The 20,514-nt window shown below is 56.6% G+C and carries 16 protein-coding genes; 7 read left to right on the forward strand and 9 right to left on the reverse strand.

Features of this window, described 5'->3' with window-relative positions:
- Positions 1-52: 52 nt before the first annotated feature.
- Genes BWI95_RS13250 through poxB form a run of 3 tightly spaced genes read right to left on the reverse strand, consistent with a single transcriptional unit; the run spans position 53 to position 4,254 of the window.
- Positions 53-1,489 carry a DUF2867 domain-containing protein gene (locus BWI95_RS13250; RefSeq protein ID WP_076769626.1) on the reverse strand — a complete coding sequence of 479 codons (1,437 nt, stop codon included), beginning with the start codon at positions 1,487-1,489 and terminating at the stop codon, positions 53-55.
- Positions 1,490-1,498: 9 nt separating this feature from the next.
- On the reverse strand, positions 1,499-2,497 hold the full coding sequence (gene ltaE, locus BWI95_RS13255; RefSeq protein WP_054804031.1) for a low-specificity L-threonine aldolase: 999 nt from the start codon (positions 2,495-2,497) through the stop codon (positions 1,499-1,501).
- Positions 2,498-2,535: 38 nt separating this feature from the next.
- Positions 2,536-4,254 (reverse strand): ubiquinone-dependent pyruvate dehydrogenase, encoded by a 1,719-nt coding sequence (gene poxB, locus BWI95_RS13260; protein WP_076769627.1) that lies wholly within the window; start codon positions 4,252-4,254, stop codon positions 2,536-2,538.
- Between the two features lie 152 nt (positions 4,255-4,406).
- Here poxB and BWI95_RS13265 point away from each other — a divergent pair, with 152 nt between their 5' ends.
- Entirely contained in the window at positions 4,407-4,835 is a 429-nt protein-coding gene (locus BWI95_RS13265) for a DoxX family protein (RefSeq protein ID WP_076769628.1), read from the forward strand.
- Positions 4,836-5,005: 170 nt separating this feature from the next.
- On the opposite strand, the gene hcr is transcribed toward BWI95_RS13265, so the two are convergent.
- The 3 genes from hcr to BWI95_RS13280 all read right to left on the reverse strand — a co-directional run bounded on the left by hcr (position 5,006) and on the right by BWI95_RS13280 (position 8,681).
- On the reverse strand, positions 5,006-5,974 hold the full coding sequence (gene hcr / locus BWI95_RS13270; RefSeq protein WP_054804030.1) for an NADH oxidoreductase: 969 nt from the start codon (positions 5,972-5,974) through the stop codon (positions 5,006-5,008).
- A gap of 10 nt (positions 5,975-5,984) precedes the next feature.
- Positions 5,985-7,637 (reverse strand): hydroxylamine reductase, encoded by a 1,653-nt coding sequence (gene hcp, locus BWI95_RS13275; protein WP_076770313.1) that lies wholly within the window; start codon positions 7,635-7,637, stop codon positions 5,985-5,987.
- 144 nt (positions 7,638-7,781) lie between these two features.
- A complete protein-coding gene (locus tag BWI95_RS13280) occupies positions 7,782-8,681 on the reverse strand; it encodes a LysO family transporter (RefSeq protein ID WP_054804029.1) in 900 nt (299 codons plus the stop codon).
- A 177-nt stretch (positions 8,682-8,858) separates the two neighbouring features.
- On the opposite strand from BWI95_RS13280, the gene BWI95_RS13285 reads away from it, so the two are divergent.
- On the forward strand, positions 8,859-10,517 hold the full coding sequence (locus tag BWI95_RS13285; protein ID WP_076769629.1) for an ATP-dependent endonuclease: 1,659 nt from the start codon (positions 8,859-8,861) through the stop codon (positions 10,515-10,517).
- Here BWI95_RS13285 and BWI95_RS13290 read toward each other — a convergent pair.
- Positions 10,514-11,470, reverse strand: a complete 957-nt coding sequence (locus BWI95_RS13290; protein WP_076769630.1) for a VirK/YbjX family protein — start codon at positions 11,468-11,470, stop codon at positions 10,514-10,516. The two genes, BWI95_RS13285 and BWI95_RS13290, sit on opposite strands and share 4 nt — an antisense overlap.
- Positions 11,471-11,629: 159 nt before the next feature.
- On the opposite strand from BWI95_RS13290, the gene macA reads away from it, so the two are divergent.
- Entirely contained in the window at positions 11,630-12,745 is a 1,116-nt protein-coding gene (gene macA / locus BWI95_RS13295) for a macrolide transporter subunit MacA (RefSeq protein ID WP_054804028.1), read from the forward strand.
- On the forward strand, positions 12,742-14,688 hold the full coding sequence (gene macB / locus BWI95_RS13300; RefSeq protein WP_076769631.1) for a macrolide ABC transporter ATP-binding protein/permease MacB: 1,947 nt from the start codon (positions 12,742-12,744) through the stop codon (positions 14,686-14,688). Before macA ends, macB begins: the two co-directional genes overlap by 4 nt.
- Positions 14,689-14,751: 63 nt before the next feature.
- Here the strand turns inward: macB and cspD are convergent, their stop codons facing one another.
- Complete coding sequence (gene cspD / locus BWI95_RS13305; protein ID WP_023481381.1) at positions 14,752-14,973, reverse strand: cold shock-like protein CspD; 222 nt, start codon at positions 14,971-14,973, stop codon at positions 14,752-14,754.
- Positions 14,974-15,546: 573 nt separating this feature from the next.
- Here cspD and BWI95_RS13315 point away from each other — a divergent pair.
- The 3 genes from BWI95_RS13315 to clpA all read left to right on the forward strand — a co-directional run bounded on the left by BWI95_RS13315 (position 15,547) and on the right by clpA (position 19,676).
- Positions 15,547-16,704, forward strand: coding sequence for an esterase/lipase family protein (locus BWI95_RS13315; protein WP_076769633.1), 1,158 nt, complete (start codon positions 15,547-15,549; stop codon positions 16,702-16,704).
- 331 nt (positions 16,705-17,035) lie between these two features.
- Positions 17,036-17,356 carry an ATP-dependent Clp protease adapter ClpS gene (clpS, locus tag BWI95_RS13320; protein WP_023481436.1) on the forward strand — a complete coding sequence of 107 codons (321 nt, stop codon included), beginning with the start codon at positions 17,036-17,038 and terminating at the stop codon, positions 17,354-17,356.
- A gap of 31 nt (positions 17,357-17,387) precedes the next feature.
- Positions 17,388-19,676 carry an ATP-dependent Clp protease ATP-binding subunit ClpA gene (gene clpA / locus BWI95_RS13325; RefSeq protein WP_023481807.1) on the forward strand — a complete coding sequence of 763 codons (2,289 nt, stop codon included), beginning with the start codon at positions 17,388-17,390 and terminating at the stop codon, positions 19,674-19,676.
- Between the two features lie 606 nt (positions 19,677-20,282).
- Here the strand turns inward: clpA and infA are convergent.
- Positions 20,283-20,501 carry a translation initiation factor IF-1 gene (infA, locus tag BWI95_RS13330; protein WP_001040187.1) on the reverse strand — a complete coding sequence of 73 codons (219 nt, stop codon included), beginning with the start codon at positions 20,499-20,501 and terminating at the stop codon, positions 20,283-20,285.
- Positions 20,502-20,514: the final 13 nt, after the last annotated feature.

Genomic DNA, 20,514 nt, shown 5'->3' on the forward strand with positions numbered 1-20,514 from the left:
TTCGTGAATCACGTCCTGATGCAATGGGATTGTTAAAAGAAAGGCGATGGGCTCAGACTTTTTCACTGCCTTTTTCCGCAAGGCTGGCGATACGTTGCGCCATACCGCGAAAAATAAACAGATGCGCCGGAAACATCAGCAGCCAGTAAAAAAGCCCCGGCATACCGTGCGGATGCCACCAGGCGCGCACATCCAGCACCCGGCAATCACCCTTATCCGTCACGGTAAAAACTAACCGCCCAAGCCCCGGCGCTTTCATGCCAAACAGCAGGGCAAGCTGCTGCTCCGGCTCAACGATAATCACCTTCCAGCTGTCTACTGCATCGCCAACCTGCAAATAAGGGCGTTGCGGCCGCCCGTGCGCCAGTTTATGGCCGATAAGCCTGTCGAGCGCGGCGCGGGTTTGCCACAGAGGATTGCCAAAAAAGTAGCGCTCTTTGCCGCCGATACCGTTGATCACCTGCCATAACGCCTGCGCGCTGGCCTGGGTGGTGACGCTGAAACCGGCCTGCTTCGGGTAGTAGCCATATTGCGGACGCCAGCGGGAGAAAGCCTGCGGATCGTAGCCCCAGTCGCTGGAGTTCACCAGCTTCTCCTCCTCCTTGAGCGTCCGGCGCACCGCTTCATCAAAGGGGATCAGCGTTTGCGGAATTAACGCGCGCAGGGCGCGGTCATCCGCCAGCAGGTCATGTTTCAGCCCCTGGATTAACGCTTTCGCAATAGAGGGCGGCACGGAGGTGATGAGGTGTAAAAACCACACCGAGATAAGCCGCGTCGGCAGCGGTAGCGGGATAAGGGGGCGCTTGACGCCGCTCACCGCCATAAAGCGGATAAACTGCTGCTGATAGGTGAGCACCTCCGGCCCCGCGGCTTCAAACACCCGGTGCGTGTTGGCCGGATGGTTGAGCAACTCAAGCAGGTAGTGCAGCAGATTTTCCAGCGCGATAGGGGTAGTGCGCGAGCGCACCCAGCGCGGTGGGGTCAGCACCGGCAGGTTAAAGACCATGTCGCGCATCACCTCAAACGCCGCCGAACCGGCACCAACAATGATCCCGGCGCGCAGCTCGGTGACCGGCACGCCCGCGGCGCGCAGCAGATCGCCGGTGTACTGGCGGGCCAGCAGATGATCGGAGTCGCTTCCCTCGTGCGCTTGCAGGGAGCTGAGGTAGATCACCTGTTTCACACCGGAGCCCTGTAGCGCATCGCGCACATTAAGGGCGATCTGCCGCTCATGGGCGACAAAGTCGCCGCTCTCGCCCATGCTGTGCACCAGATAGTAGAGGGTATCGACATCCTCCAGCAGCGCGGGCAGCGCCTGCGGCCAGAAGAGGTCAATCTCATGCAGCGAGACATTCGCCAGCGCCAGCTTTCGCAGCCGCCCTAAGCGCCGCGCCGCGGCTTTAACCTGATGACCCTGCTCACTGAGGGCTGTTACCAGCCGCTGCCCGATATAGCCGCTGGCACCGAGCACTGCTATCCGCTGCGCCACATTTTCTCCTTAGCGCTGCAAAAAGGCCTGCCAGTGGTGAACCACCTCGCCAAGCTGCTGGCGGCTGACATCAAGATGCGTCACCAGCCGCACCACGCTGCCTGCGGTGATCGTCACCCCGCGCTCGCGCATAAACGCGCCCAGCGCCTGGGCGTTATCCCCGACGCGGATAAACACCATATTGGTGTCGTGGCGCATCACGTCGACGCCGAGTTCGCGCAGTTGTGTCGCCAGCCAGGCGGCGTTCTCATGATCCTCTTTCAGCCGCTCAACGTTGTTTTTCAGCGCATAGAGCCCGGCTGCGGCAAGAAAGCCCGCCTGGCGCATACCGCCGCCAGTCATCTTGCGCCAGCGGTTAGCGCGGGCGATATAGGCTTTATCGCCGACCAGCAGCGAGCCAACCGGCGTGCCGAGACCTTTGGAGAGGCAGATGGTGAAGGAGTCGCAATATTGCGCGATCGCTTTCAAATCGCAGCCATACTCCACCAGCGCATTAAAGATGCGCGCGCCGTCAATGTGCAGCGCCAGCCCGTGCTCGCGGGTGAAATTCCAGGCCTGTTGCAGGTAGTCGCGCGGCAGCACTTTGCCGTTATGGGTGTTTTCAAGGCTCAGCAGTTTAGTGCGGGCAAAGTGGATATCGTCAGCTTTGATTTTGGCCGCGACCTTATCCAGCGGCAGCGTGCCGTCGGCGGCAGCATCAATCGGCTGGGGCTGAATACTGCCGAGCACCGCCGCACCGCCCGCTTCGTAGAGATAATTATGCGCGCCCTGGCCGACGATGTACTCTTCGCCGCGTTCGCAGTGGCTGAGCAGGGCGACCAGGTTAGCTTGTGTGCCGGTAGGTAAAAAGAGGGCGGCCTCTTTGCCGCTCAGTTCAGCGGCGTAGGCCTGAAGTTCGTTAACCGTTGGGTCATCGCCATACACATCATCCCCGACCGGGGCGGCCATCATTGCCTCCAGCATGGCGCGTCCAGGTCGGGTCACGGTGTCACTGCGTAAATCAATCACGGCATTTCCTTATCTTGCGATGGGTAATGCCCTCTGTTTTACCTGAGCCAGTTGGTTTTCGCCAGTTCAACCACCTCGTCGCCGCGCCCGTTAATGATCGCGCGCAGCATATAGAGGCTGAAGCCTTTCGCCTGCTCAAGCTTGATTTGCGGCGGCATGGCCAGCTCCTCCTTGGCGACGGTGACGTCAATCAGTACCGGGCCATCAATGGCGAAGGCACGCTGTAGCGCCTCGTCAACGTCGGAGGATTTCTCTACGCGAATGCCGGTGATGCCGCACGCTTCGGCGATGCGGGCAAAGTTTGTTGCCTGCAATTCGGTGCCATCGGTAAGATAGCCGCCCGCTTTCATCTCCATCGCCACAAAGCCGAGCACGCTGTTGTTAAAGACGACAATTTTCAGCGGCAGCTTCATCTGCGCCACGGAGAGGAAATCGCCCATCAACATGCTAAAACCGCCATCCCCGCACATCGCCACCACCTGGCGCTGCGGGTAGGTGGCCTGAGCGCCAATCGCCTGCGGCATGGCGTTAGCCATTGAGCCGTGGTTAAAGGAGCCAATCAACCGGCGTCTGCCGTTCATCTTCAGGTAGCGCGCGGCCCAGACGGTCGGGGTGCCGACATCGCAGGTGAAAATGGCGTCATCATCGGCGAAATCACTGATACGCTGGGCCAGATATTGCGGGTGGATCGCCTTGTCGCTCGGCTTCGCCAGATCGTCCAGCCCTTTGCGGGCATCGCGGTAGTTCTCCAGCGCTTTATCGAGGAAGGCGCGATCCGTTTTCTGCTCCAGTAGTGGCACCAGCGCCGCCAGCGTCGCTTTGATATCGCCGACCAGCGCCATATCGACTTTACTGTGCGCGCCAAGGCTCGCCGGGTTGATATCGATCTGGATGATCTTCGCATCACTCGGGTAGAAGGCGCGGTAAGGGAACTGGGTGCCGAGCAGCACCAGCGTGTCGGCGTTCATCATGGCGTGGAAGCCGGATGAGAAGCCGATCAGCCCGGTCATGCCAACATCAAAGGGGTTGTCATACTCAACGTACTCTTTGCCGCGCAGGGCGTGAACAATCGGTGCGTTCAGCTTACCGGCGAAGGCCAGCAGCTCTTTATGCGCACCGGCACAGCCGCTGCCGCACATCAGCGCGACATTGCTGGAGTAACGCAGCAGTTGCGCCAGCTTTTGCAGCTCCTCCTCGGCGGGAACCACCACCGGCTGCGGGGCGCGATACCAGTGGCTGCTGGCGCTTTCCGGTGCCGCCTGCAGGGCAACATCGCCGGGCAGCACCACGACGGAGACGCCACGGTTGAGGATCGCTTTACGCATGGCAATCGCCAGCACTTGCGGGATCTGTTCCGGGTTGGAGACCAGCTCGCAGTAGTGGCTGCATTCACGGAAAAGCTCCTGTGGATGCGTCTCCTGAAAATAGCCGCTGCCGATTTCGCTCGACGGAATATGCGCGGCGATGGCAAGCACCGGCACGCGGTTGCGCTGGCAGTCAAACAGGCCGTTGATCAGGTGCAGGTTGCCCGGCCCGCAGGAGCCTGCGCACACCGCAAGTTCGCCCGATACCTGCGCTTCGGCGCCTGCGGCAAAAGCGGCCACCTCTTCATGGCGGGTGGGCATCCAGTCGATGGTGCCCATGCGGTTCAGGCTGTCGCTCAGCCCGTTGAGGGAGTCGCCGGTGACGCCCCAAATCCGTTTTACGCCCGCCTGTTCGAGGGTTTTGGCGATATACGCGGCCACTGTCTGTTTCATATTGAGGCTCCTTTTTGTGATCACGCTTACAAGCTTAGACAATCAACAGGTAACGAGGCGGGAATATTATACCCATAAGTGAAACAGGGGTTTATTTTGACCATGAACAGGCATAGGTTGGTGTCAGACAACGAAAACAGGAATACTTTCAGATGGTTAAATCATTGTTAAATTCAGTTAATAAGATGTTTTCGCATGAGGATTTGGGGCGCGTGCTGCTGCGTCTCGCGGTCGGCGGGCTGATGCTGTTTCACGGCGTGCATAAGCTGATTGGCGGGATTGATGGCATAGCCGGGATGCTGGCGGCAAAAGGGCTGCCGGGGTTTATCGCTTACGGCGTGCTGGTGGGGGAAGTGCTCTGTCCGGTGCTGATTATTCTCGGTATTTTTACCCGCCCGGCGGCGCTGGTGCTGGCATTTACCATGGTTGTCGCCTGGCTGATGGTGGGTATCGGCGAAACCGGTTCGCTGGAGGTGACCGGGGCGTGGGCGATTGAAAGTATTGTCTACTTCTTCCTTGGCGCGCTGGCGGTGGCGTTTATGGGGGCAGGGCGATATTCCGTCGCGCCCGCGTGGAAGTAATGGTGATGTAAAAATGCCGGATGGCGGCTAGCGCCTTATCCGGCCTACAGGTTCAGCGCATGTTCTGCATTGCCGGATGGCGGCGGTCGCCTTATCCGGCCTACAAAGGCATAACGGCTTGTTTTGTAGGCCGGATAAGCTCAGCGCCATCCGGCATCATCATCGGCACCTTACGCTAACACCAAATCCCCCTGCGGGTGACAGGAGCAGGCGAGCACAAACCCGTCGGCAATCTCCTTCTCGGTCAGCGTCATGGTGCTGCTGACCGAATACTCCCCGGAAAGCACCTGCGTTTTGCAACAGCCGCAAACGCCTGCGCGACAGGCGGCGTTGACCGGCATTTTATTGCTCTCCAGCGCCTCCAGCAGCGTGCTGCCCACCGGCGCATAGAAGGTTTTCATCGGCGACAGTTTGCTGAACTTCAGCCCGCTGGTGGCGGCTTCAGCAACCGGCGTAAAGAACTGCTCTTTAAAGAAGCGTGTGACACCGAGCGCTTTCACCTCCTGCTCAACCCATGCCATATAGGGCGCCGGGCCGCAGGTCATCACCGTACGCGCACTCAGATCCGGCACTGCGCTCAGCAGCTCGCGGCTTAAACGCCCCGCCACAAAGCCATCGGTAGCGTTGTGCTCCGCCACCAGCGTCACCGGGTAGTTCTGCCACTCATCGGCAAAGATCACATCCTGCGGCGAGCGCACGCTGAAAATCACCTGCACATCCGCCTGCGGACGGTGTTTCGCCAGCCAGCGGCGCATCGACATAATCGGCGTCACGCCGCAGCCTGCTGCCAGCAGCAACAGCTTTTCGTTCGGTTCGTTATCGCAGGTAAATTCTCCCTGTGCGTCGGAGAGCCAGAGATAATCGCCGCGCTTAACCTCACGCGTCAGCCACTGCGAGCCTGTGCCCTCATCAATACGGCGAATGGTCAGCGTAATGTATTCACTGACGCCCGGCGTCGAGGAGAGGGTATAGGCGCGCAGCGTGTTGGCGCTGTTGCCAATACTCACCAGCGCATACTGCCCGGCGCGGTAGGGGTAGTAATCATGGCACAGCAGCGAAAGCGTCCAGACATCCGGCGTCTCCTGGTGGATATGGTGCACCTGCATCCGCCACGGGCATTGAGGGGTTGGCATGCTCATTTTTCGCTCCTTATGCGCTCAGTAACTGCTGCATATCCTGCTCGACGGTGGTCACCTGGCGCAGGCCGAACTTCTCGTTCAGCACCGCCAGCAGATCCGGCGTCAGGAAGCCCGGTGCGGTGGGGCCGGTGACAATATTTTTCACACCCAGCGAGAGCAGAGTCAGCAAAATGACAATCGCTTTCTGTTCAAACCACGAGAGCACCAGCGAGAGCGGCAGATCGTTAACACCGCAGCCGAGTTTGTCGGCCAGCGTCACCGCCAGAATAATCGCCGAGTAGGCGTCGTTACACTGCCCGGCATCGACCAGACGCGGCAGGCCTTCAATATTGCCAAAGTCGAGTTTGTTAAAGCGGTATTTGCCGCAGGCCAGCGTCAGGATCAGGCAGTCATCCGGCACCTGGGTGGCAAAATCGGTGAAGTAGCTGCGCTCCCCGCGTGCGCCATCACAGCCGCCGACCAGGAAGAGGTGGCGCAGTTTTTCGCGGCTCACCAGATCGATCAATGTATCGACCGCGCCGAGCAGCGTCTGGCGACCAAAACCAACGGTGATCAGGTGTTCGATCTCGCTAAACGGGAAGCCGGACATCTGCTGCGCCTGGCGGATCACCGGGGCAAAGTCGTCGCCTTCAAGGTGGTTAACGCCCGGCCAGCCAACGATACTGCGCGTCCAGATACGATCGTCATAGGAACCGACGGTCGGGTCGATAATGCAGTTGGAGGTCATCACAATCGGGCCGGGGAAACGGGCGAACTCGACCTGCTGGTTCTGCCAGCCGCTGCCGTAGTTACCGACCAGATGTTTAAATTTACGCAGCTCCGGGTAACCGTGCGCCGGCAGCATTTCGCCATGGGTATAGACGTTGACGCCGCTGCCTTCGGTCTGTTGCAGCAGGTTATAGAGATCTTTCAGGTCGTGACCGGAAATAAGAATACATTTGCCCGCCACCGCTTTGACGTTCACCTGGCTTGGCGTCGGGTGACCGTAGAGGCTGGTTTCCCCGGCGTCGAGAATGCTCATCACGCTGAAGTTCATCTTGCCGATCTCCATCGCGCACTCCAGCAGGGCGTTCATATCCGCCGGCCAGGTGCCGAGCCATGCCATGATGTTGTGGTAGCGCGCGTAGAGATCATTATCGTACTGACCGAGCACGTAGGCATGTTCCATGTAGGCCGCCGCGCCTTTCAGGCCATACAGGCAGAGCAGGCGCAGGCCAAGAATGTTTTCGCCAATCGCCGCTTTGTCTTTATTTGGGGTGAATTCTGCCGCCTGGCGCTGCAACGCACCGAGATCGTCGCTCACCAGCTGTAAATCTGCCATCGGGTTATCTACCTGCGCCTGCGGATCGATCGCCAGGCAGAGGGCTTTTAGTGCTTCACGTTTGGCAATCGCTTCGCGGGCGTAACCGATAATGCGCACGGAATCGAAGTTAACGTTGGTCAGGGTGGAGAAGAAGGCGCGCGGCGCAAAGTTATCAATCTCATGGTCAATCAGATCGTAGTCGCGCGCTTTGCAGGCCCAGGCGGAAAGCCCCTGCAGGGCGGCAATCAGCAGATCCTGGAGATCGGAGGTTTCAGCGGTTTTCCCGCACATCCCCTGCGCGTAAGAACAGCCATTTCCTGCCGGGGTACGGATGGTTTGTTCACATTGCACACAAAACATGGTCACACCTTCTTTAAAGTTATATTTAAAATACATGTTTAAGATTAATAGGGCGGGCGAAGGCGTGAAAGGTCTTTTAGCGGCTATTTACGCCGAGATTGATTTAGCGCAAGTTTGGCGGCAGAAACCCACCGCCGAAGGGGATCAGGCAGAGAAGAGCGCCATTAACAGCGGCACCAGCAGGCTGAGTACGAACCCGTGGACAATGGCGGCGGGCACCATCTCCAGCCCGCCAGAGCGCTGCAACACCGGCAGGGTGAAATCCATCGACGTTGCGCCGCATAACCCGAGTGCGGTTGAACGGCTGCGGCCAACAAGCCCGGGGATCAGCATAATGGCGATCAGTTCGCGCGCCAGATCGTTAAAGAACGCCGCGCTGCCAATCACCGGGCCAAAGGATTCAGTAAGCAGAATGCCGGAAAGGGAGTACCAGCCAAAGCCGGAGGCCATCGCCAGCCCGGTTCTCAGCGGCAAATCGAGGAGTAGCGCGTTGATCACACCGCCCACCAGCGAACTGGCACAAACGACCACCGCGATAATCATTCCGCGGCGGTTCAGCACAATCTGTTTCAGGGTCATGCCGCTGTTACGCAACTGAATACCGACCAGCAGCAGCAGGAAGATCAGTGTGTATTCGCTGGCTTCGGTCGCGTGCTGTAAAAACGCAAGCCCGCTCAGGCCAATCACAAAACCGAGCAGCACCACGCCGCACAGGCGCAACGACTCCAGCGCCATCGCCAGCCGAGATGGCAGCACTTCCTGCTGGTGGTGATGGTGCCACGGCAGGGATCGCTCCAGCCACAGCAGCGCACAGGCGTTGCAGAGTAAAATAATCACCACGCTGACCGCGGAATAATGCAATATCGACAGCAGGTTAGCGCTAAGGTTATCAAGGAAGGCGAGGCTGATACCCATAAAAAAGAGGATCACGTAGACAATCCAGCTGAGCAGTTTATTGATCAGTTTGAGCGCGGAGGCGTGGCGCAGCGGAATGAGGTAGCCCGCCACCAGCGGCAGAAGAATAATTAACAATCCTGAAAACATGAATAGCCCGAATCCTTACGTAAATTTATATGCACTGAAACACACTACAGAAAGGCTGAAAGTGAGTAAAGCTGCGAAAAGTGAGCGATTTTATGCAAATGCAGATTTCAATGGCGCTTCCCGCCTGCCGTTATGCTGTTGGCGCAGGGAGAGGGCAACACACCCGGAGGATGAGAGATGATTCTGGAGCGAGTTGAGGTTGTGGGATTTCGGGGTATTAATCGCCTCTCATTGCAGCTTGAACAGAACAACGTGTTAATTGGTGAGAACGCATGGGGCAAATCAAGCCTGCTGGATGCGCTCACCCTGCTGCTGTCGCCGCAAAACGATCTCTACCATTTTGTGCGCGATGACTTCTGGTTCCCGCCGGGGGATATCAACGGCCGCGAGCACCATCTGCACATTATTCTCACCTTTCGTGAATCTGAACCGGGGCGGTATAAAACGCGGCGCTACCGACCGCTGGCCGACTGCTGGGTGCCCAGTGACGATGGTTATCACCGCCTCTTTTACCGCCATGAAGGGGAGCTTTCTGCCGGGGGCGAAGTAAGGACGCTGCGCGGTTTTCTCGACACCAAAGGCGAGCTGCTGCCGCTGCGTGACAGTGATGAGATGGCGCGCCACCTGATTCGCCTCTCGCCGGTGCTGCGCCTGCGCGATGCGCGTTTTATGCGCCGGCTGCGCAGCGGCGGCACGCCGGAAACACCGCTGCTGGAGAGCACCGCGCGCCAGCTCGATTTTCTCTCCCGCGAACTGGTATCACGGCCGCAAAACCTGACCGATGCGCAGATCCGCCACGGCTTATCGGCGATGGTGCAACTGCTGGAGCACTACTTTGCCGAGCAGGGCAGCGGTACGTCGCTGCCGCGCCTGATGCGCCGCCGCTCCCATGATGAGCAGCGTAGCTGGCGCTATCTCGACACCATCAACCGCATGATTGATAAGCCCGGCGGGCGCATGTACCGGGTAATTCTGCTGGGCTTTTTTTCCACGCTATTGCAGGCCAAAGGCTCTGTGCACCTCGATCGCGATGCGCGTCCGCTATTGCTGGTGGAAGATCCCGAAACGCGGCTGCATCCGATTATGCTCTCCGTCGCCTGGCAGTTGTTAAACCTGCTGCCGCTGCAACGCATTACCACCACTAACTCCGGTGAACTGCTGTCGCTGACGCCCGTTGAGCATGTCTGCCGGCTGGTGCGCGAATCGTCACGCGTTGCGGCCTGGCGCCTCGGGCCGGGCGGGCTGAGCGCAGAGGATGGGCGGCGCATCGCATTTCATATTCGCGTCAACCGCCCCTCATCACTGTTTGCCCGTTGCTGGCTGCTGGTCGAAGGGGAGACGGAAACCTGGGTGATTAACGATCTTGCGCGCCAGTGTGGGCACCACTTTGATGCTGAAGGGATAAAGGTGATTGAGTTCGCGCAGTGCGGCCTGAAGCCGCTGATCAAATTTGCCCGCCGGATGGGCATTGAGTGGCATGTGCTGGTGGATGGCGACGAAGCGGGGAAAAAATATGCCGCCACCGTGCGCGGCGTACTCGATAACCATCCCGACCAAGTGCGGGTTCATTTAACCGAACTGCCGGCGCGCGACATGGAGCACTTTATGTATCGCGAAGGGTTTGATGATGTCTATCACCGCGTGGCGCAGCTGCCGGCAAACGTGCCGATGAACGCGCACCGGGTGATCACCAAAGCGATCCACCGCGCGTCAAAACCAGATCTGGCGATTGAGGTGGCGATGGAAGCGGGCAGGCGCGGCGTGGAGGCGATCCCGCCGCTGCTGCGTAAAATGCTCTCCCGCGTGCTGTGGCTGGCGCGCGGGAGAGCCGATTAGCGCTGGCAACGTTCGGCAGTCTGGCTTTGCAGGCTATCGAGCAGCTCATAACGGCGGCGATACTCTGCGCGTTTTTTGCTGGCGATCTCCTCAATCGGTTTACGTGGCATCATCAGTGGCAGCACGAAGTCTCTCTGACCATCGACAACGCCACCGAGTGATTCCCAGAAGCTATTGTAATCCGCATGCAGCTGGCGCAGTTTTTTCTTGCGATAGCGCAGGCTCTGATAGATGTGCGTTTCATTGCTTACCGCGCGGATCGCTTCCACGTCGAGGTACTGCGCCAGCATCATTGCCGCTTCGACCAGTAGCCGCTTCGGGAACAGCCCGTGACAGGCTTTGGTCGCGCCCTGGATCGCTTCGTGCGGCACATGGGATTTTGGCCCTTGCAGCCCACCAATATAGAGCGTGGTCAAGCCGTTAAAGGGGCAGATGGTGAAGGTGAGGCGCGCCAGCGGCGTCTCCAGCGCGTCATAAAAGGTGAGCGTCGCTTCGCCCTCTTTATCCAGCGCGGCGTCTGACCAGAGACGGATGGAGTAACTCTGCTCATCTTTTCCGGTCAGCCGGGCCAGCGTGCAGCCCGACGTTGTGAGATAGCTGCTCACCATCCCTTCGGGCAGCAGACGATTAAACGTGTCGTAGTGCCAGCAGATCGCCTCGCTGGTTTGCTGACGCGTCAGGTTGACGGAGAGCCAGGGGCGGTGTAACCGGCACGGCAGACCCGGCTGCATATGCAGCTTGCGGGCAAGGTGCGGCTGGTCAACGAGACGTGACAAAAAGTGCGCGGTGGCAAAAGGCATCGCCAGCGAGCGCAGCAGGAATTTACGCCGGTGGGAGCCTTTCTCCCAGGCGGGGCCCGGCACCAGATCGCCGGTAAGCAGAGAAGCGAATAGCTGCCAGGCCGTTTTCGGGAGCGGCCGTTGAGGTTCAAAAACAGTAGCGATAACGGACATGGTGCAACTCACATTTCATTAAGAGATCTCAATTTCATCAGGTGCTGACTCAACGCCTCTTCAATGGATAAGGGAGAAAATGCGAAGATGAGGTTTCGTTGAGCCGCTGTTTAGTTAAAATTGCTCTCTCCATCGCATGTCCGATTATCTGGAAATTTTATGAAACTGAAGGGAAAACGCAGGACAGGGTTGTTTGTGCTGATCGTCATCATAGTGCTGGCGGCTTTCTGGCTCTGGAGCAAGTTAAATGCGCCGGTGGTGCAGTATCAGACGCTGATTGTTAAGCCGGGCGAGCTGCAACAAATGGTGCTGGCAACCGGCAAACTCGACGCGCTTCGCAAAGTTGACGTCGGCGCGCAGGTCAACGGTGAGTTACAGCGCCTGACGGTCAACATCGGCGATAAGGTGAAGAAAGATCAGCTGCTGGGCATCATTGACCCGGCGCAGGCGGAAAACCAGATTAAAGAAGTGGAAGCGACGCTGATGGAGCTGCGGGCGCAGCGCCGCCAGGCGCAGGCCGAGCTGAAGCTGGCGCAGGTGACTTATGGACGTCAGCAGCAGCTGGTGCAGAGCCACCTGGTGTCGCGCCAGGATCTTGACACTTCGGCCACGGATGTCGCCGTAAAACAGGCGCAGATTGGCACCATCGATGCGCAGATCAAACGTAACCAAGCGACGCTCGATACGGCAAAAACCAATCTCGATTACACCCGCATCCTCGCGCCGATGGACGGGGAGGTGACGCAAATCACCACTCTGGAAGGGCAGACGGTGATTGCCATGCAGCAGGCGCCGAACATTCTGACGGTCGCCGACATGAGTACCATGCTGGTGAAAGCGCAGGTCTCCGAAGCGGATGTCATTCATCTCAAACCGGGGCAAAAAGCGTGGTTCACCGTGCTGGGCGATCCGGGTACCCGCTATGAAGGGGTACTGAAAGATATTCTGCCGACCCCGGAGAAGGTCAACGACGCCATCTTCTACTACGCGCGTTTTGAAGTGCCCAACCCGCAGGGCGTGCTGCGTCTGGAGATGACCGCGCAGGTGCAGATCCAGCTCACCGGGCAGAAAAACGTGCTGACCATTCCGCTGGCGGCGCTCGGCGAGCCGGTTGGCGATAACCGCTATAAGGTCAAAGTGCTGCGCAATGGCGAGACCCGCGAGCGGGAGGTGATCCTCGGCGCGCGTAACGATACCGATGTAGTGGTGGTCAAAGGGCTGGACGCGGGCGATGAAGTGGTGATCGGCGAGCGGAAAGAGGGCGCGGCGCAATGACCGCCCTGCTTGAACTGAAGGAGATTCGCCGCAGCTACCCCTCTGGCGACGGCATGGTGGAAGTGCTGAAAGGCATTACGCTCACCATAAACGCAGGCGAGATGGTGGCGATTGTGGGCGCGTCCGGCTCCGGTAAATCGACGCTGATGAACATTCTCGGCTGTCTCGATAAGCCGACCCGCGGCACCTATCGCGTGGCGGGAACGGATGTTTCGACCCTCAGCGGCGACGCGCTGGCGCAGCTGCGCCGCGAGCACTTTGGTTTTATCTTTCAGCGCTACCATCTGCTCTCCCATCTGACCGCCGCACAGAATGTTGAAGTGCCAGCAGTCTATGCCGGGACGGAGCGCAAAGCGCGGCTGGCCCGCGCCAAAGAGTTGCTGACGCGCCTCGGGCTTGGCGATCGCAGCGAGTATCAACCCTCGCAGCTCTCCGGCGGCCAGCAGCAGCGCGTCAGTATTGCCCGTGCGTTGATGAACGGCGGGCAGGTGATCCTCGCCGATGAGCCAACCGGCGCGCTGGATAGCCACTCCGGCGAAGAGGTGATGGCGATCCTCCATCAGCTGCGCGATCGCGGCCACACGGTGATTATCGTCACTCACGATCCGCAGGTTGCCGCGCAGGCTGAGCGGATCATTGAGATCCGCGATGGCGAAATTATTGCCAATCCGCCGGCAAAAACTACCGCCGCCTCTGCGGCAAAGCATGAAAGCGTTGTCACCTCCGTCGGCGGCTGGCGGCAGTTCACCAGCCGTTTCCAGGAAGCGCTGACCATGGCCTGGCGGGCGATGGCGGCCAACAAAATGCGCACCTTGCTCACCATGCTCGGCATTATTATCGGTATCGCCTCGGTCGTGTCGATTGTGGTAGTGGGCGATGCGGCCAAGCAACTGGTGCTGGCAGATATCCGCTCCATCGGCACCAACACCATCGATGTCTACCCCGGTAAAGATTTTGGTGATGATGAGCCACAAAACCAGCAGGCGCTGAAGTATGACGATCTGCTTGCCATTCAAAAGCAGCCGTGGGTGCGCTCAGCTACGCCATCGGTGTCGCAAAACCTGCGTCTGCGTTACGGCAATATCGACGTGGCGGCCAGCGCGAACGGCGTCAGCGGGCAATATTTTAATGTTTACGGTATGACCTTTAGCGAAGGCACCGCGTTTAACGCCGAGCAGCAGGGCAGGCGCGCGCAGGTGGTGGTGCTCGACAGCAATACCCGGCGGCAGCTCTTCCCGGATAAAGCCAGCGTAGTGGGTGAAGTGATTCTGGTCGGTAATATGCCGGCGACGGTGATTGGTGTGGCGGAGGAGAAGCAGTCGATGTTCGGCAGCAGCAAGATCCTGCGCGTCTGGCTGCCTTACAGCACCATTGCCGGGCGGATTATGGGCCAGTCATGGCTCAACTCCATTACCGTGCGCGTAAATGAGGGCTACAGCAGTGAACAAGCCGAGCAGCAATTGACGCAGCTGTTAAATCTTCGCCACGGTAAAAAGGATTTCTTTGTCTGGAACATGGACGGGGTGCTGAAAACGGCAGAGAAAACGACTCGTACGCTGCAGCTCTTTTTAACGCTGGTGGCGGTGATCTCGCTACTGGTAGGCGGGATTGGCGTGATGAATATCATGCTGGTGTCGGTCACCGAGCGTACCCGGGAGATTGGCATCCGAATGGCGGTGGGCGCACGTGCGGGCGACGTGCTGTCACAGTTTCTGATTGAAGCGGTGTTTGTCTGCCTGGTGGGCGGTGCGCTGGGCGTGATGCTGTCGATGCTGATCGCCTTCACTCTGCAACTCTTTCTGCCCGGCTGGGAGATTGGCTTCTCGCCGGTTGCGCTGTTAACGGCGTTTTTGTGCTCCACCTTTACCGGCGTGCTGTTTGGCTGGCTTCCTGCCCGCAATGCCGCGCGGCTCGATCCGGTGGATGCGCTGGCGCGCGAGTAATAAAAATGCCAGCCCACCGGGCTGGCATTTCACTGCACTTTGTACACAACGAAGTCACAGGCGTCAGGCTATCGCTTCCAGTTCTACTGGCACGATAAGACTGGCATGATTGCCTTTAGGGCCCTGGTGTACATCAAACCGGACCGTCTGCCCGGCTTTTAACGTTCTGTAACCATCCATCTGGATGGTGGAGTAATGGGCGAAGATATCTTCACCACCGCCTTCCGGGCAGATGAAGCCAAACCCTTTGGCATTGTTGAACCACTTTACAGTACCCATTTCCATGCTTCGACATCCTTCGTAAAACTTATTTAAGTAAGATGGAATGAACCGGTGGCGGAGCGGCGGGTTGTTCAAAACCTCGCCAACTCACGACTCTACAATTTAGATAATTCGTATAATGCGTCAAGTATTTGGCAAGCATTCTGGGAGACAGCGCATCAATTTTTTGAAACAGTTAACGCTATGGTAAAAAAATGTGATGCAGGTCTCGAATATGGCTATTCCCCAGCTATCTGTTGCGCAATACAAACCTTAATTACCAGTGATTTAAAATGTAATTTAATAAGTTATTAATTCACGTGAATTATCCTAATCCAAATAAATTATTTACCCTTTCGCCTTAATGCGATTATTCAAAAATTATCCGAGAGCATTCTTGTATATTAATCCACTTTAAGGGCTGAAAAGAAAAGCACCGTGAAAGGTACTATTAGCGACGCAACGTTGGTGTAAATAAAAAAGGATGAAGTTACATTGAAAACTTTAAAGAAATTATCTTTAGCGCTATTGGTATCAGCTTCGCTTATTAATTCCTCTTTCGTCGCGGCGGAGACAGTCGACGCGGCTCCACAAAACATGGCCCAAAAAGGAAATCACTATCCCCTGATTTTTGTTCATGGTGTTGTCGGCTGGGGCCCCGATGAAATGCTGGGTTTCAAATATTGGGGCGGGTTTGATGACACCATTGCCTATTTAAATAGCAATGGGGTGGAGTCTTACGCCGCCGTTGTTGGGCCGGTTTCCAGCAACTGGGATCGCGCGGTTGAGCTCTATTACTATATTAAAGGCGGCACCGTTGATTATGGCGCCGCCCATTCCCTGAAAGCGAACCATGCCCGCTACGGTAAAACTTACCCCGGCATCTATCCACACTGGGATGAGCACCATAAGATCCACCTCGTTGGCCACAGTATGGGCGGGTTAACCAGCCGCCAGCTGGTCGATATGCTGCAGGATGGCAGCGAAGAGGAGCGCGCGTTCCATGAATCGCACCCCGGAACAGAGCTCTCTCCGCTTTTTGAAGGCGGGAAAGATTATGTTTTCAGCGTCACTACCGTCGCGACGCCAAATAATGGCAGCTCGTTTGCACAAGATAAAAACCTGATCGTTGGCCTGATTGAAGATATGGTCCGCAAAGCGGCGACTATTGCCGGCGTGTCGTCGCTCTCTTCATTTGTTTATGATTTCAAACTCGACCAGTTTGGCCTGCGCCGCGATCCGGATGAGAGCCTGGCTGAATATATTCGCGATGTTTTCACCAGCAGCATCTGGGATTCGAAGGATATTGCCTCTTACGATCTCTCGGTAGTTGGCGTCAGTGCGAATAAGCAGTACCTGGAGACTAAGCCCAACGTCTATTATTTCTCGCATACCGGTAAAACAACCGTTGGCGTGCCGTTTACCTCTTTCCAGATCCCCGGCGTCTATACCAATCCACTGCTGGTGCCGTCAGCAACCTATATGGGTAAAACCATTACCGATCCGCAAACATCATTAATTAATGCCACCTGGACGACGAATGATGGGCTGGTGAATTCAGTTTCCAGCTATTACCCCTTTGGTGCTGATGCGAAACCCTATGATGGCCAGCCGAAAAAAGGGCAGTGGAGCTATTACCCGGTAATGTACGATTGGGATCATCTCGACTTTATGGGATTTGATGTCATCCCGCAGGCTTATGTTAATGCTTTCTATGCCGATGTTGCGAGGTCATTACTGGAGCTGGATAAATAGTTCTGAAATAAATAAAAAGACGAACCCTCAGCGGTTCGTTTTTTTATTTAGCATAATGTTTAAAATTTAAAAAAAAGAAAAATAAGATACTTTGAAATCTTTTTACACAGGTGAAATGGCAAGGATCGCCAAAAAAAACTATAATCGAGCCATATAATGTGCACTAAGCAGGACATCTTCACATAACCATCCACTTAATGTTGTTATTCAAATGCAGGGCGATCCATTATAGTTGCCTGACATCTGATGCTGATTGAAAATGCATCTAAACTCATGTAATCGGCCGATTAGACGTGCGCCGGAACCTGTAACCTAAGATGAAGCGCTAACGATGGGTAAGAGCAATAGCTGGCTGGATTTTGAGCAATTGGCGGAAGATAAACTGCGCGACGCGCTCAAACCGCCATCGATGTACAAAGTGATGATAATGAACGATGACTACACGCCAATGGAATTTGTTATTGACGTGCTACAAAAGTTCTTTTCTTATGATGTTGAACGTGCAACGCAACTGATGCTAACGGTTCACTATCACGGTAAGGCTATCTGCGGTGTTTTCACCGCCGAGGTCGCGGAGACGAAAGTTGCCATGGTGAACAAGTATGCAAGGGAGAACGAGCATCCGTTGCTGTGTACGCTGGAAAAAGCCTGACGTCAGGCAATAAAACTTGGGGGAGGTGCCTATGCTCAATCAAGAACTGGAACTCAGTTTAAACATGGCTTTCGCCAGAGCGCGCGAGCACCGACATGAGTTTATGACCGTCGAGCACTTGTTACTGGCTCTGCTCAGTAACCCATCTGCCCGTGATGCGCTGGAAGCGTGTTCCGTGGATCTGGTGGCGCTGCGGCAGGAACTCGAGGCCTTCATCGAACAAACCACACCCGTCCTGCCGATGAGCGAAGAGGAGCGTGACACGCAGCCGACGCTCAGCTTCCAGCGCGTTCTGCAGCGCGCGGTGTTTCACGTTCAGTCTTCCGGACGCAGCGAAGTCTCCGGTGCGAACGTGCTGGTTGCCATCTTCAGCGAGCAGGAGTCGCAGGCGGCTTACCTGCTGCGCAAACATGAAGTCAGCCGCCTTGACGTGGTGAACTTTATCTCTCACGGCACGCGCAAAGACGAGCCGGGTCCATCCTCTGACGCGGGCAGCAGTAGTAGCAGCCAGGCGAGCAGCGAAGAGCAAGCAGGCGGGGAGGAACGTATGGAAAACTTCACCACCAACCTTAATCAGCTTGCTCGCGTGGGCGGAATCGATCCGCTGATTGGACGTGGCAAAGAGCTCGAACGCGCCGTCCAGGTGCTGTGCCGCCGCCGTAAAAACAACCCGCTGCTGGTGGGGGAGTCGGGCGTCGGTAAAACCGCGATTGCCGAAGGGCTGGCCTGGCGAATTGTGCAGGGCGATGTGCCGGAAATTATGGCCGACTGCACCATCTACTCGCTGGATATCGGCTCACTGCTGGCAGGTACTAAATACCGTGGCGATTTCGAAAAACGCTTTAAGGCGCTGCTGAAACAGCTTGAGCAGGACAGCAACAGCATTCTGTTTATCGATGAGATCCACACCATCATCGGTGCGGGCGCTGCATCCGGCGGGCAGGTTGACGCCGCCAACCTGATTAAGCCGCTGCTCTCCAGCGGTAAGATCCGCGTGATGGGCTCCACGACCTATCAGGAGTTCAGCAACATCTTTGAAAAAGATCGCGCCCTTGCGCGCCGCTTCCAGAAAATTGATATCACTGAACCTTCCGTTGAGGAAACGGTGCAGATTATCAACGGCCTGAAGCCGAAATATGAAGCGCACCACGATGTGCGTTACACGGCGAAAGCGGTACGCGCCGCGGTTGAGCTGGCGGTGAAATACATTAATGACCGCCATCTGCCGGACAAAGCGATTGACGTGATTGATGAGGCTGGCGCGCGAGCGCGGCTGATGCCGGTCAGCAAACGCAAGAAAACGGTTAACGTGGCGGATATTGAATCCGTGGTTGCCCGCATCGCACGTATTCCTGAGAAGAGCGTCTCTCAGAGCGATCGTGATACGTTGAAAAGCCTCGGCGACCGTCTGAAAATGCTGGTGTTTGGTCAGGATAAAGCCATTGAGGCCTTAACCGAAGCGATCAAAATGAGCCGTGCAGGGCTGGGTCAGGACCATAAACCGGTCGGCTCCTTCCTGTTTGCTGGCCCGACCGGCGTCGGTAAAACCGAGGTGACGGTACAGCTGTCGAAAGCGCTGGGCATTGAGCTGCTGCGCTTTGATATGTCCGAGTATATGGAGCGCCACACCGTGAGCCGTTTGATCGGTGCGCCTCCGGGCTATGTCGGTTTCGATCAGGGCGGCTTGCTGACCGACGCGGTGATCAAGCATCCGCATGCGGTTCTGCTGCTTGATGAGATCGAAAAAGCGCATCCTGATGTCTTTAACATCCTGTTGCAGGTGATGGATAACGGGACGCTGACCGATAACAACGGGCGCAAGGCCGATTTCCGCAACGTCGTGCTGGTGATGACCACCAACGCCGGCGTGCGTGAAACCGAGCGTAAATCTATCGGCCTTATCCACCAGGATAACAGCACCGATGCGATGGAAGAGATCAAAAAGATCTTTACGCCAGAGTTCCGCAACCGTCTGGACAACATCATCTGGTTCGATCATTTGTCTACCGAGGTGATCCACCAGGTGGTTGACAAATTTATCGTCGAACTTCAGGTGCAGCTGGATCAGAAGGGCGTCTCGCTGGAGGTCAGCCAGGAAGCGCGCGACTGGCTGGCAGAGAAAGGCTACGACCGTGCGATGGGTGCCCGACCAATGGCGCGTGTGATTCAGGACAACCTGAAAAAACCGCTCGCCAACGAACTGCTGTTCGGATCGCTGGTTGATGGCGGCCAGGTCACCGTCACGCTGAATAAAGAGAAGAATGAACTGGAGTATGGTTTCCACAGTGCGCAGAAGCACAAACCGGAAGCAGCACATTAATCTCTGCATTAACCTCATCAAACCGGGCCCTGTGCCCGGTTTTTTTATGCCTGTCGATAAGCGCGCGTGAAAAAGCGGCGTACCCTCTACTTTGTCAGCGCAAGACCCTGCCTGTCACCGCAGTAAAACCGTGAGATAAACGGTTCTGCAGAGCTAACTGCGGTACTTCGTGCAAACATTCTTAATGTAAATTATTGATAATAATAAAAATATTGCCGTGTAAGCCGTTTTTTTGTAGGTTGTTTTAATGCGCAATAGCGCTGAAGTGGGTTATTGCCATGAAAAGGAATCAGAAGTTGGTCAATAAGGAGGAGATACCATGAGGCATATTTTTATACCTGTAATGCTCAGTTTTTTACTGCTTGCTCCGCTTGCAGGAAAAGCCGCTACCTGTAACTTCTACAGCAAATGGTGGCCAGTCTGTCGCGATCCGGCGTCCGGCCCGGATATCGGTACCTCTGAATGGAGAGCCTGTCGCGAGCGGGGCGGCTGCCACTATCCCTGATCGTTAAAAGCGATTTTTTAAGTAGCGGCTGAAGCAGAAACAGAAAAGGCCGGGATTACCCGGCCTTTAAATTAGGTGCGCAGTTGCGCTAGCGGAAGATCTTAGCGGCTACGGAAGACAATGCGGCCTTTGCTCAGGTCGTACGGGGTCAGTTCCACAGTCACTTTATCGCCCGTCAGGATACGGATGTAGTTTTTACGCATCTTACCAGAGATATGCGCAGTGACCACGTGACCGTTTTCCAGTTCTACGCGGAACATCGTATTAGGTAACGTTTCAAGAACGGTACCCTGCATCTCAATATTGTCTTCTTTGGCCATCTAATCCTCGGGG

The organism is Kosakonia cowanii JCM 10956 = DSM 18146 (assembly GCF_001975225.1).
GTDB lineage: Bacteria > Pseudomonadota > Gammaproteobacteria > Enterobacterales > Enterobacteriaceae > Kosakonia > Kosakonia cowanii.